Raw genomic sequence first — 12,371 nt, 5'->3', positions numbered from 1 at the left:
ACTACTCAAAAATGCCAAACAAAATTTCTCATTTAGTAACTAAGGATTATCTAGTAACTCATGAAACCTTTGAATTAGAATATGATTCTAAAACGGATATGTTAGTTACAAAACCTATCCCTTTAGATTTAGACAAATACTACGATCCTAATAATTATATTTCTCATTCAGATAATGGCAATACCTTACTTGAAAAAATATATCAATTCGTTAAAAAATATACTCTAAATAAAAAAGTACACCTCATAAACAAACATGCAAATCAAGGGAAAGGTCTATTAGATATTGGATGTGGTACAGGTGAATTTCTATACAACGCTAAAAATAAAAATTGGAAAACCATAGGAGTAGAGGTGAACGAATACGCTAGAAGAAAAGCTATCGCAAAAAATATAACTACTTTTAAAAGCCTAACCGAATTAGATGAACAAAAATTTGAAGTAATTACCCTATGGCATGTACTTGAACATTTACCGAATTTAGAAGAACAAATTTCAAAAATAAAATCGCTTCTTAAAAAAAATGGTACCTTAATTATTGCCGTACCTAACTACAAATCTTACGATGCTCAATATTATAAACAATATTGGGCAGCGTATGATACACCAAGACATTTATGGCATTTTTCACAAAAAGCAATTAAAGAAGTTTTCGCTAAAGAACAATTAACCGTTACAGAAACTATTCCTATGTTTTTTGATTCTTACTATGTTTCCCTATTATCTGAAAAATATAAAAATGAAACATCAAATTACCTAAAAGCTTTTTATAGAGGTTTTATCTCAAATTGGAGAGCAAAATCATCAGGAGAGTATTCTTCCCTTATATATGTACTTAAAAATAAGTAAATATACGTTTTAAAGCGATTTAAGACTCTTATATATTAATCTTGAGTATTATATCATCAATAAATTAAAACAGCCTTAAAAATCCTTTAAAATAATCTTTATTAATAGGTAAAAACAATCATATAATTAATTACCATAACATTTTACTATTTCTACTAATTAATGGTGTTTTATCTAAATATTAAAATATTTTCATTCTAAAAGCTTTATTACTTTTGCATCACATAAAAATGAAAAAATGAAAAACCTAATTTTAATTATTGCTATTACCTTACTTGCATCTTGTCAACAAGAAAAAATTGGATACGTAGATAACGTTAAATTGATGGATGAATTTCAACAGAAAATTGATGTTGAATCAAAGTTTAAAGTTAAAGCTGATGCATTGGCTAAAACAAGAGACAGTATTTCACAAGCTTTTCAATCAGAGGCACAAGCTTTTCAAGCTAAAGCACAAAAAATGTCTCAATCAAAAGCTCAAGAAGAATATGCAGCAATGCAACAAAGAGGACAAATGATTGGTCAACAACTTCAACAACAAGACCAACAATTACAAATGGAAGGCCAAACAGAAATGGATAGCATTGTTTCTAAAGTAAAAGAAGAAATTAAAGCTTACGGTGTAACTAACGGATACTCATATATTCTAGGTGGCGGTGACGGTGGTAGCGTACTTTACGGAAAAGATGCTAATGACCTTACTGATGAAATCGTAAAAATACTTAATGATAAGTACAAGAAATAAATTCAACATTGCTAAGTAAAAAGCCGGTCAATGACCGGCTTTTTTTTTTCTATAGCATTAGTTTCAAACCGTTCTAATTCATGTTCAATATTAAATTTATCTTTAGGCAGAAATCCTTTAATTATTAAAACTATACCACAGATTACCAATATAATTCCAATAACTTTTTTTATATAAATAATTCTTTTTGCCGTTAACTTACGCTTTAATTGTTTCGCTAAAAGAATTTTAAAAATATCTGTAACGAAATAAGAGAGTAGTACAGTTGCAAAAAACGTAAAGAAACGATTGGGTTGATTATCAAGCGTAGGACCTACTATTATAATAATTCCCAACCAAAAAACTAATACACCTATATTTATAAAATTGAGTAAAAATCCCTTTACAAAAAGACCAAAATAATCCGATTTTTTAATCTTTTTAGAATCTACAGGAATCTTTTTTTTGTCAACTCTGAAAAAAGTCACCAAACCATAAATCAAAAGTATAACACCACCAAATACATAGAGACCCGGCTGATTACTTAAATTTTCTAATAATTGAAAACTACTAAAATATGCAACCAGTATAAAAAGAATATCCGCTAATAATACGCCTATATCAAAGGTAACTGCAGCTCTAAACCCCTTAACAGCACTAGTTTGTAATAAGACAAAAAACACTGGCCCAACCATAAAACTTAGGAAAAAACCTAAGGGAATTGCCGTTTGAATATCTTCTAACATGTATACTTACATTCTTTTAATAGTACCACCAAATACTGTTTTCTCTTCTACCTTATCTGGATTACCATATACCAACACTTCACCACCTGCTTTAACTGTAGCCTTCACATAATCTTTAGCAAAGATTTCAGCTCTAGATCCAGCATTTACGTTAATAGTAGAAAAATTGGTTTCAAAATTTTTGCCTTCATAAACACCACCTGTATTAATCTGAACATCTTGAACATTAGAGGATCCAGCGGTTTTAATTATACCTCCAGAAACAGACTTTATCAACATTTGCTCTACCACTGCACTCACAATCAATTCACCACCTTCTTGTGCTTTTAATTCTAAGATATCTTGTTGAATAACTTCCTCTGTAACAATTCTAGCATCTTCATTAACATCAATTACAACAATATCACCAGCATAATATAAGTCTACAAAGGTTTTATAGCCACTAAATATTTTACCTATTTGCATTCTTATTTTTAAAACACCTTCGTTATTAACAATAGCTACCTTCCCAGTATTTTCACCAGTAATGATAACTTTATTTTCTGTAGATTTAATAAGATTTATAGACAAACCATCAAAAACCTTTAACTCCTTAAAAGAATCTAAGTTCTGGGTTACCTTAATATCTTGCGCAGTTACCCAAAGACATCCTAAGAGAAACATTAAAACTAAAACTTGTTTCATTCTTTTCTGTGTAATTTTAATAACCAAATAAACCAAATACAGTACCAATAGTTATTACATTTATAACATAAATAACATTTTTACACCTGCATTGGTTTACTAAACTATGAACTATCGTATAAATACTTTAAAATTAAAATGTTTATTTAATTCAGCCATAGCAGAGCAAATTCTATTCCAAATTATTTGTTGCTATCTGGAATTAAGGCAAAGTCTAAATGCCTTTTGATCAAATCGGTACTTTTAACCATTACCGTTATCTCGTCACCTAAGGTATATTTTTTCTTGGTACGTTCACCAACAATAGCATATTGCTTCTCGTCAAAGATATAATAATCTCCTTTGATGTCTCTAATACGGATCATACCTTCACATTTATTAGCAATGATTTCAACATAAATTCCCCATTCAGTAACACCACTAATAACTCCACGGAATTCTTCATCTTTATGATCTTGCATAAATTTAATCTGCATATACTTTATAGAATCTCTTTCAGCACTAGACGCTAAATATTCCATATCTGAAGAATGTTTACATTTCTTTTCAAATTCTTCAGCATTAGCAGAATTACCACCATCCAAATAGTGCTGTAATAACCTATGAACCATGATATCTGGATATCTTCTAATTGGCGAAGTAAAATGGGTATAATAATCAAAAGCTAATCCATAATGACCAATATTATCTATAGTATAAATAGCTTTGCTCATACTACGTATGGTAAGCGTATCTACCATATTCTGTTCTTTTTTACCTTTTATATCTTGCAATAATTGATTTAAAGAAGAACTTATAGATTTCTTATCCTTAAAATCTAATTTATGACCGAATTTAGAAACGATCCCGTTCAAAGCCATTAACTTATCTGGATCTGGATCATCGTGAATTCTATAAACAAAAGTCTTTTTTGGTTTTTGTTTACCTATAAATTCGGCAACTTTTCTATTTGCCAAAAGCATAAACTCTTCAATCAGTTTATTGGCATCTTTAGATTCTTTGAAATAAACTCCGATCGGCTCACTATTCTCATCAAGATTGAAACGTACTTCAACTTTATCAAAAGAAAGCGCACCTTGATCCATACGTTTAGAGCGCATAATTTTAGCAAGCCTATCCATTTCTAGCGTAGCCTCCACAACATCCTTAGAAACCGTATAAGCAGCCTCTCTAATAGATATATCCTCTGGTATGTCACCAGTACCGTTCTCAATGATATATTGAGCCTCTTCATATGCAAAACGTTCATTAGAATCTATTACAGTCCTTCCAAACCATTGATTTCTTATTATCGCATTTGTATCCAGTTCAAAAATGGCAGAAAACGTATATTTTTCTTCATTAGGTCTTAAGGAACAAGCATTATTAGAAAGTACCTCTGGTAACATAGGTACCACTCTATCTACCAAGTACACAGATGTTGCTCTTTCATAAGCTTCATCATCTAAAATCGTATCTTTTTGTAAGTAGTGTGATACATCTGCAATATGAATACCTATTTCATAATTACCATTTTCTAGTTTTTGAAAAGATAGGGCATCATCAAAATCTTTGGCATCTTTTGGATCAATAGTAAAGGTAAGTACATTACGTAAGTCTCTACGTTTTTTAATTTCTTCCTCTTTAATACTGGTATCAATTTCATCAGCAAAATTTTGAACATCTGCAGGAAAAGAATAGGGTAAACCATACTCCGCTAAAATAGAATGAATCTCTGTATCATGTTCCCCAGGTATGCCTAAAACTTCAGTTACTCTACCAAAGGGAGAATCTACATCATCTGGCCAATCTGTAATTTCAACTAACACCTTTTCTCCATCTTTTGCTTCGTTTAATTTATCTTTTGAAACAAAAATATCCGTATACATTCTAAAATCTGACGGTCTTACAAATGCAAAAGTCTTTTGCATATCAACAATACCTACAAAAGTTGTTTTATATCTTTCTAGTACTTTAACTATTTCACCTTCAAGCTTTTTACTTTTTTTTCTTGGATAAATATAAACTTCTACTTTATCTTTATGAAAAGCCTTATTTATATTATTGGCAGGAATAAAAATATCATCCTCCATACCATCAATAATAATATATGCATTTCCTTTGCCTGTAAGGTCTACAGTACCTTCATGATAAGATTTCGTATTTTCTAGTACTTTGTACTGACCCCTATCAACTTCTTGAATTCTTTTTTTCTCTTTGAGCTCCGTTAACCTTTTAATAAGGGTATTTCTATCTTGAGCATCGGTTATATTTAATTTAGCAGCAATCTGCTTATAATTGAAACTTTTATTTGGCTCTTTTTCAAGAACAGTAAAGATTCCTCTTGTAATTTCGATCTTTCTATGGTTCTTCGCCTTCTTATTCTTCTTTGACATTCAACTTTTAATTTATTGGAAAATTACGAATTATAATCCAGTAGCTGTTATTCAACTTCTTATTGAAAAGTTAAGTAAACTAGTTGTTATTAACATATATATCATATTAGACTTTTTTTCTTTTAAATTAAATTAAAAATTAATGGTTATTATAGCTTGTTAATATCTAGAATAACTTATTTCTATTTTACTTGTCTTTATGAGATACTAATACTTGTTGACAATAAGTTTTACTAATCTATAATTGAAAATCAGTATTTTGAGAAGTTATTAAACATAGTTTATAAGTGCTATTAACATGAATTTATTAATAACTAAATGTAATTTTAATGTTAACTAGGAGTATTAATTTGATGAAAATCCTCTAATAGTTTCTAACATTTAAATTCGTGTTCAGAAGATTAAAAGTGTAAGCAGATGTTAACTGTAATAACCAAATTTTTAAGCATCTTTTTCTAAACAATTTATGCATTGAGTAATCTTGCTTATAACATACTAATTAACAATTATTATTAGTTAGTTGATAACAATTGTTGTGAAGCCTTACTTTTTTGTTGTGAGTGTCTGATTATCGTACCTTTATCATGTTTTTGTTCCGTCCCCACGGAATAAAAGCATGAATTCTTAACCTTTAAATACTACACATATGAAAATAGCTATTGGTAACGACCACGCTGGTACAGACTATAAGTTGGCTATTATAGGTTTACTGAAATCTAAACAAGTTGAAGTAATTAATTATGGTACTGATGGCACTGATAGTGTTGATTATCCAGATTTTGCACACCCAGTGGCCCTAGATATTGAAAATGGTACGGCAGATTTTGGTATTTTAATCTGTGGTAGTGGTAATGGGGCTTCTATGACCGCTAATAAACAGCAAAATGTGAGAGCTGCCCTTTGTTGGTCCAAAGAAATCACCAAATTAGCAAGAGAACATAACGATGCAAATATATTATGCCTACCCGCTAGGTATATTGCAATGCCCCAAGCACTTGAAATGGTATCTACCTTTTTAAACACTTCTTTTGATGGTGGTAGGCATGAACGTAGAATTATAAAGATTCCGCTTCAATAGTTAGTTATTACAATAATGTTGATAACCTAAAATAGTTATTATAACCATATATTAATCAATTAGTTATTGTATGATAGATATGAACATAACTAGTTAATTGAACAATTTCATGTTAGATATTAAGGTAAAAAGTTTCAAGGAATTTAATATTGACGAACTGTATAATGTGTTGCAGTTACGAAGCCAAATTTTTGTAGTGGAACAAGATTGCGTTTATCAAGATTTAGATGGTAAAGATGATAAAGCTATTCATGTCATAGGATATAAAAATAATACTGTAGTAGCTTACACGCGTATATTTAAACCAGGCTATTATTTTGACCAAGCCAGTATAGGTAGAGTAGCGGTGCATGAAGCGTATAGAAAATTTGGTTACGGAAAAATTATCATGCAAGCTTCTATTAAGGCTGTAGAAGAACATTTTAATGAAAATGAAATAAAAATTTCAGCTCAAAAATACCTAATCAAGTTTTATACAGCTTTAGGTTTTAAGGCTATTGGCAATGAGTATTTGGAAGATGGTATACCACATATAGCCATGATCAGAAAATAAAAAAAGACCGTCATAGGCAGTCTTTTTTTATATGTTTTATTTATCTTTTTAAATTTTGATAGGCGTTTTGTTACTTAGGTTAATATCCTCTAACATGTTATCTGTAAACTTATAATGCCCTTTGGTAGTTATAATTCTAAATCTATTGGAATTCATTCTACTTAAAGTATCCAAAAACAACCATTTAGATTTAAGTAACCTGGTTTTTGTAGATTTTAAGCTTATATCAAAATAGTATTTTCTGCCATTTTTTATGGCAACAATGTCTGGTGTAACGTTATCTTCTTTTCCTTTTCTTGCGTATGATTTTGGAGTTTCATAACCTTCAATATCAGCTTTGATATTCTCGAAACCGGTAGCTTCTAAATGCTGAATTGACTTTTCTAAAAATTCTACGTTTTCTGACTTTTCTACTTTTACCATACCTAGTAAAATAACAAAAAAAAGGACAATTCCTAATTTTAAACGTTGATTAACAATAAGTTGAGTTAAATATGGAATTAGAAAAACTATTTTTTTAAAATGAAATGACAGGGAAATATATGCTATACTACTATAAAAGAGAAAGTTGTATTAAGTGGTCTTTATATTATCTGAGAGCACTTCACCTATTTTTTTAATTACTCCTACCACCAAAGCATTTCCCATAAAAAAGGCTCTTTTGGTATTAGAAATTCCTTCCAGTAAGGTATGATCATCCGGAAACATATTTAAACGTTCCAATTCTACGGGAGTTAATCTTCGTAATCCTTTTTCAGTGTTGATAACATGTTTAAAACGTGATGCACTTTTACCACCTTCTCCTGTTATAATTGTTCTTGAAGCGTTATCCAGCGCATCGGGAAAAATCATGCTACCTTCATTATAGTGGTAGGTAAAACCAGATTTAGAAGTTCGGGTTTCTTTTTTGGCACCTTTTAGATAATACCATTTATCATGCTCTTCTTCAGGAATATAAAATTCTGCTGGAATTTGTCCTTTCTGTAAAACATCTGCCAAGACAGTTCTTTTACCAATATAGCTTGCAGTAGTTTTTACGGTATGTACTTTTCCCTTAATAAATACTCCTGTATTTTGAAATGGAGATAATTTTTTATCTAAATTAAAATTTTTGGATAGTGATACAAGGTCTTCGGTAATACCAAAAGAAATCATTTTTATAGAAGTGCTTGTTATTGGGAAAGCCGTTGCTATAGTACCTTTATTAAAAATCCAATCTTCAACTTTAATTTTTTTAAATTGTTTATACAAGGGTGTAGATTTATGATAGCCTAGAAAGAAAATACGTCTACGTCTTTGTGGCATTCCATAATCTGCAGCGTTAATAACCCTCCACTCTACGGCATAATCTAAGTCATCTAAACTTTTAAGCATAATAGCAAAATCTCTACCTCTTTGGTTAGATGGAGATTTTAATAATCGATCTACATTTTCAAGAAATAAGTATTTAGGCGGATTTTTCTTTTCCGATAAAATTCTATGGATACTCCACCATAAAACTCCTTTTTTACCAATAAGCCCTTTAGAATTGTTTAGTGTAGCCGCAACAGAATAATCTTGGCAAGGAAAACCGCCCACTAAAATATCGGCATCTGGTATATCTTTGGTAGGTACTTCAGAAATATCTTGATTTCTGTGATTTTCGGAACCAAATCTTGCCTCATAGACCGTTGAAGCATGTTGTGTTTTTGTACTAGGTTCAAATTGATTGCTCCAAACTACCTTGTAGTTCTCGGTATCCTCTAACCCTAAGCGAAATCCACCGACACCAGCAAAAAGTTCTATGACTTTTAATTTTTTCATTTGCGATAAAATTACATAATTTCACAAGGCTAATACTATTAGAAATTGTTTTACGGATGAAGAGAATTTTATTAAAGAGGGCTTTTATACTGATTTTGATTGTTTTAAATACGGCATGTGGGCTTCATATGGATGAAAAGAAAGTGCTGGTCAAAGAAATTGAATCTATAAGGAATGCTTTTGCACCAGATAAACGTACTGCACTTTTTAATTTAGAAGTATTAGATGGTCCATCTGGTTTTACTTTGGTAGGTGAAACCAATTTACCGTTAGCTATAGATTCTTTAATTAGTTATTTAAAGGAAAAAGGAATTGCTGTTACCAATGATATAAAAATTTTGCCTGCAAATGAATTAGAAGGTAAGACCAAAGCAGTTATTAACATTTCTGCCGCCAATCTTAGAAGTAACCCTAAACATGCTGCGGAACTGGCTACCCAGGCTATTTTAGGTACCGTTGTTAAGGTTCTAAAAAAAGAAGGAGATTGGTATTTGATACAAACACCAGATAAGTATTTGGCATGGGTAGATGCGGGCGGAATTCAATTAATGAATACCCAGAATATTGAAAATTGGAGTAGCTCAGATAAAATCATTTACACAAATACGTATGGGCATGCATTTAGTTCTAAAGAGACAAACAATAGAATATCTGACATTGTTGCCGGAAGCTTGTTAAAACTAGTAAGCAGCGATGAAGAATTTTATAAAATTGAATTTCCAGATGGTAGACAAGCATACATTTCAAAAGACGAAGCAGAAGAATATAGTAAGTGGGTTTCAAATTTAAACTTTAATGCAGATTCACTTATAGCAACCTCTAAAACACTAATAGGAGTACCTTATTTATGGGGAGGTACTTCTACAAAAGGTGTTGATTGCAGTGGTTATACAAAAACTATTTTTTATTTGAACGGAATGGTAATTCCACGTGATGCTTCACAGCAGGTACATGCCGGTAAGCCAATAGATTCAGTGGCTGATTTCAGTAAATTAAAAAAAGGAGATTTATTGTTCTTTGGAAGAAAAGCTACAGAAACTACTTCAGAAAAAGTAGTTCATGTGGGTATGTGGATCGGTGATAATCAATTTATACATTCATCTGAAATGGTACGTGTAAGCAGCGTAGATAAAGATTCACCAAATTATGATGCATTCAATGTAGGTAGGTATTTAAGAACACAGCGTTTATTAAATGAAGAAGATCCATTGCTTCAAAATTTAAATATTTCAATGCCAATCAACGATTAATTTTTTCAATTATATAAAAGGTTTTTCATCGATTTTAAGATAAAAATTATAACATAGTAATAAGCTACCCGTTTTAGGATTATTATCTATTATTTTCATGCTATGAATAAAAGCACACTCTTAGTTTTAATCTCCTGTTTTATAGGAACTTTTATTACCATTGCCCAAAACAATGCAGCAACATTATATTTTAAAGATGGTAATAAACTTCAAGGTTTAGCTAAACTTATACATGGAGATCAAGTAAAATTTAAAAAGTTTAAAGGGGATAAAGCAATTAAATATGATTTTGAAGATTTAGAACAGGTAGTGATAAATGATAGGGAAAAACCTTCTACGTATATATATTTAGAAACTACTAAAGGCTATTTTAATATAGTTAGGGAACTAGAAATTGGCACGGTCAATTTATATGTTCTTGAACAAACTGGATATGCCGCACCAATGTTTGTTGGTAGTTCAAATGATCAAGTGAACATAGCGCACGGCAATAATTACAATATTAAAAACCTATATGTTAGAAGAGGAGTACGTGGTAAAATTACACACTTAGGGTCTAACCAGCTTTTTAGTAAAAATTTCAAGAATGCAGCTTCATCTTATTTTTCTGATTGCCCGGCATTGGTGCAGAAAATTCAGGATAAGCAATACAAGAAAAAACATGTTAGAGAAATTGTTAATTTTTATAATTTAAAATGTAAAGATCAGCAAGTACAAATTATTAAAAAATAATAGCATTAGTCTGCCGTAATAAACTCCCGTATATCTTTATTCAATTTCATAAAATCTGGTTCATGTGTATACATCATATGACCTGCCTGGTAATATTTCATTTGTACACGTTCTTTTAGAATTCCGTTTCTATCAAATGTATATTCAGCATCAAAAAACGGAGTAATTAAATCATAGTAACCGCTTGCTACCATTACTTTCATTGCGGTATTTCTACGCATAGTTTCACCAAGATCGGGTGCAGTATTTACAGGCATAGGCTCCCAATATTTACCATCGGGTACCGTTCTCCATCTCCAATTAGATCCACCACCAGAAGTAATGTAAGGTCGATCCATTTTTACCTTTAATTCAGATGCAAAATAATGGTTTAAGCTAGCCGTATATGCAGCACTAATTTGATAACTAGCAGGATCTCCCAAATGCGGATTTTCAGCTACTTTATCTTCTTCGTTGCCCATAAATCTTCCATCCAGTCTGCCAATGGCCAAACCTTTATCTTCTAATAGTTTTTTCTGAAAACGGCCCATTAAAATTCTCAAATTAGATTGTAGAATATACGTTTTGTCCAATCCTGTAAAATAAGAAAGTTTTTTAGCCAAGGTATCTTTTTCTACATCACTTAAAGAATTGCCTTTATATAAAGATGGGATATAGGTATTGTATGTAAAATCTCTACATTCTTGAATAAAGCTATCTAAAGATTTTCCCTGTCCTGCTTTTTTATGATACCATGCAGTGGCCGCCATACTAGGTAAATAAGTAATAAATGAAGTAATATTATTAGAAATAGAAGTAGAGCCGGCATAATCCAGTGCTTGTGATATAAGTATCATACCATTGAGGGCCATATTTTGGCCAGAACCTTCTAAAGCCTTTCCTAGAGCAGCGGCACGGGTAGTTCCATAACTTTCTCCAGCTAAATATTTAGGTGAAAACCAACGTTCGTTTTCGGTCACCCATTTTCTAATAAATAGGGCAAAAGATTCTACATCCTCTTTTAAACCGTAGAAATCTTTTTCTTCGCCTTTTCCTACAAGTCTGCTATATCCGGTTCCTACGGGATCAATAAATACTAGATCTGTAATATCTAACAGACCATGTTCATTGTTTACCAAGTGGTATGGTGCAGCACCATCATCAGATTTGGCATCAGAATCTACCTTTACAATCTTTGGACCAAAGAAACCCATGTGCAACCACATAGAAGCAGATCCGGGACCGCCGTTAAAAACAAAGGTTACCGGTCTTTTGGTAACATCTCCCATATTAGTTTTGGTGTAGGCAACAGACCAAAATGTAGCAATAGAATCTCCTTCTTTATTAGTTAAGAAAGTTTCTTTAGCCGTTGTAGTATAATCAATAGTTTTACCACCATAAATACCCTTATGCTTGGTTACAAAAGATTGGGCCTTTGGTATTTGTTTTCTTTTAGATTCCTTTTTTGACACTTGAGCTTGCGAGATCTGAAGAAGTAAAAGACAACTTACTAGTAAAAGTAGATTTCTCATGTAAATAAGGATTTTTGTGGTTTTATTAGTTTGTACTCTAAAAGTAACGATTATAAATGAACAGATG

General features: G+C 31.2%; 12 protein-coding genes. 6 read left to right on the top strand and 6 right to left on the bottom strand.

Annotated elements, in window-relative coordinates; translation table 11 throughout:
* Nucleotides 1-11 precede the first annotated feature (11 nt).
* Nucleotides 12-848 carry a class I SAM-dependent methyltransferase gene (locus tag BW936_RS02150; RefSeq protein WP_076546675.1) on the top strand — a complete coding sequence of 279 codons (837 nt, stop codon included), beginning with the start codon at nt 12-14 and terminating at the stop codon, nt 846-848.
* Between the two features lie 238 nt (nt 849-1,086).
* Nucleotides 1,087-1,593, top strand: a complete 507-nt coding sequence (locus tag BW936_RS02145) for an OmpH/Skp family outer membrane protein (RefSeq protein ID WP_076546674.1) — start codon at nt 1,087-1,089, stop codon at nt 1,591-1,593.
* A gap of 11 nt (nt 1,594-1,604) precedes the next feature.
* On the opposite strand, the gene BW936_RS02140 is transcribed toward BW936_RS02145, so the two are convergent.
* The 3 genes from BW936_RS02140 to rnr all read right to left on the bottom strand — a co-directional run bounded on the left by BW936_RS02140 (nt 1,605) and on the right by rnr (nt 5,377).
* Nucleotides 1,605-2,318 carry a LysE family translocator gene (locus BW936_RS02140; RefSeq protein ID WP_076546673.1) on the bottom strand — a complete coding sequence of 238 codons (714 nt, stop codon included), beginning with the start codon at nt 2,316-2,318 and terminating at the stop codon, nt 1,605-1,607.
* Between the two features lie 6 nt (nt 2,319-2,324).
* Complete coding sequence (locus BW936_RS02135; RefSeq protein ID WP_076546672.1) at nt 2,325-3,002, bottom strand: head GIN domain-containing protein; 678 nt, start codon at nt 3,000-3,002, stop codon at nt 2,325-2,327.
* A 182-nt stretch (nt 3,003-3,184) separates the two neighbouring features.
* Nucleotides 3,185-5,377 carry a ribonuclease R gene (gene rnr, locus BW936_RS02130; RefSeq protein WP_076546671.1) on the bottom strand — a complete coding sequence of 731 codons (2,193 nt, stop codon included), beginning with the start codon at nt 5,375-5,377 and terminating at the stop codon, nt 3,185-3,187.
* Between the two features lie 646 nt (nt 5,378-6,023).
* Here rnr and rpiB point away from each other — a divergent pair.
* On the top strand, nt 6,024-6,455 hold the full coding sequence (rpiB, locus tag BW936_RS02125) for a ribose 5-phosphate isomerase B (RefSeq protein WP_076546670.1): 432 nt from the start codon (nt 6,024-6,026) through the stop codon (nt 6,453-6,455).
* A 109-nt stretch (nt 6,456-6,564) separates the two neighbouring features.
* On the top strand, nt 6,565-7,008 hold the full coding sequence (locus BW936_RS02120) for a GNAT family N-acetyltransferase (protein ID WP_076546669.1): 444 nt from the start codon (nt 6,565-6,567) through the stop codon (nt 7,006-7,008).
* A gap of 48 nt (nt 7,009-7,056) precedes the next feature.
* On the opposite strand, the gene BW936_RS02115 is transcribed toward BW936_RS02120, so the two are convergent.
* Together BW936_RS02115 and dcm are read right to left on the bottom strand one after the other, a co-directional pair.
* Complete coding sequence (locus BW936_RS02115) at nt 7,057-7,431, bottom strand: hypothetical protein (protein WP_076546668.1); 375 nt, start codon at nt 7,429-7,431, stop codon at nt 7,057-7,059.
* Nucleotides 7,432-7,581: 150 nt separating this feature from the next.
* Nucleotides 7,582-8,811, bottom strand: a complete 1,230-nt coding sequence (dcm, locus tag BW936_RS02110) for a DNA (cytosine-5-)-methyltransferase (protein WP_076546667.1) — start codon at nt 8,809-8,811, stop codon at nt 7,582-7,584.
* 56 nt (nt 8,812-8,867) lie between these two features.
* On the opposite strand from dcm, the gene BW936_RS02105 reads away from it, so the two are divergent.
* Complete coding sequence (locus tag BW936_RS02105; protein WP_076546666.1) at nt 8,868-10,061, top strand: C40 family peptidase; 1,194 nt, start codon at nt 8,868-8,870, stop codon at nt 10,059-10,061.
* A gap of 102 nt (nt 10,062-10,163) precedes the next feature.
* Nucleotides 10,164-10,793: a hypothetical protein gene (locus tag BW936_RS02100; protein ID WP_076546665.1), complete on the top strand. Its 630-nt coding sequence runs from the start codon at nt 10,164-10,166 to the stop codon at nt 10,791-10,793.
* A 5-nt stretch (nt 10,794-10,798) separates the two neighbouring features.
* Here BW936_RS02100 and BW936_RS02095 read toward each other — a convergent pair whose 3' ends face one another.
* Entirely contained in the window at nt 10,799-12,304 is a 1,506-nt protein-coding gene (locus tag BW936_RS02095) for a S10 family peptidase (RefSeq protein ID WP_076546664.1), read from the bottom strand.
* Nucleotides 12,305-12,371: the final 67 nt, after the last annotated feature.

It is taken from the genome of Maribacter ulvicola, assembly GCF_900155985.1.
Classification (GTDB): Bacteria; Bacteroidota; Bacteroidia; order Flavobacteriales; family Flavobacteriaceae; genus Maribacter; species Maribacter ulvicola.
This window is presented reverse-complemented; position numbering and strand designations above follow the sequence as displayed.

Excerpts from the sequence above, each read along its gene's own strand:
- BW936_RS02150 (WP_076546675.1), top strand. The coding sequence starts at position 12 with ATGCCAAACAAAATTTCTCATTTAGTAACTAAGGATTATCTAGTAACT.
- BW936_RS02145 (WP_076546674.1), top strand. The coding sequence starts at position 1,087 with ATGAAAAACCTAATTTTAATTATTGCTATTACCTTACTTGCATCTTGT.
- BW936_RS02140 (WP_076546673.1), bottom strand. The coding sequence starts at position 2,318 with ATGTTAGAAGATATTCAAACGGCAATTCCCTTAGGTTTTTTCCTAAGT.
- BW936_RS02135 (WP_076546672.1), bottom strand. The coding sequence starts at position 3,002 with ATGAAACAAGTTTTAGTTTTAATGTTTCTCTTAGGATGTCTTTGGGTA.
- rnr (WP_076546671.1), bottom strand. The coding sequence starts at position 5,377 with ATGTCAAAGAAGAATAAGAAGGCGAAGAACCATAGAAAGATCGAAATT.
- rpiB (WP_076546670.1), top strand. The coding sequence starts at position 6,024 with ATGAAAATAGCTATTGGTAACGACCACGCTGGTACAGACTATAAGTTG.
- BW936_RS02120 (WP_076546669.1), top strand. The coding sequence starts at position 6,565 with ATGTTAGATATTAAGGTAAAAAGTTTCAAGGAATTTAATATTGACGAA.
- BW936_RS02115 (WP_076546668.1), bottom strand. The coding sequence starts at position 7,431 with ATGGTAAAAGTAGAAAAGTCAGAAAACGTAGAATTTTTAGAAAAGTCA.
- dcm (WP_076546667.1), bottom strand. The coding sequence starts at position 8,811 with ATGAAAAAATTAAAAGTCATAGAACTTTTTGCTGGTGTCGGTGGATTT.
- BW936_RS02105 (WP_076546666.1), top strand. The coding sequence starts at position 8,868 with ATGAAGAGAATTTTATTAAAGAGGGCTTTTATACTGATTTTGATTGTT.
- BW936_RS02100 (WP_076546665.1), top strand. The coding sequence starts at position 10,164 with ATGAATAAAAGCACACTCTTAGTTTTAATCTCCTGTTTTATAGGAACT.
- BW936_RS02095 (WP_076546664.1), bottom strand. The coding sequence starts at position 12,304 with ATGAGAAATCTACTTTTACTAGTAAGTTGTCTTTTACTTCTTCAGATC.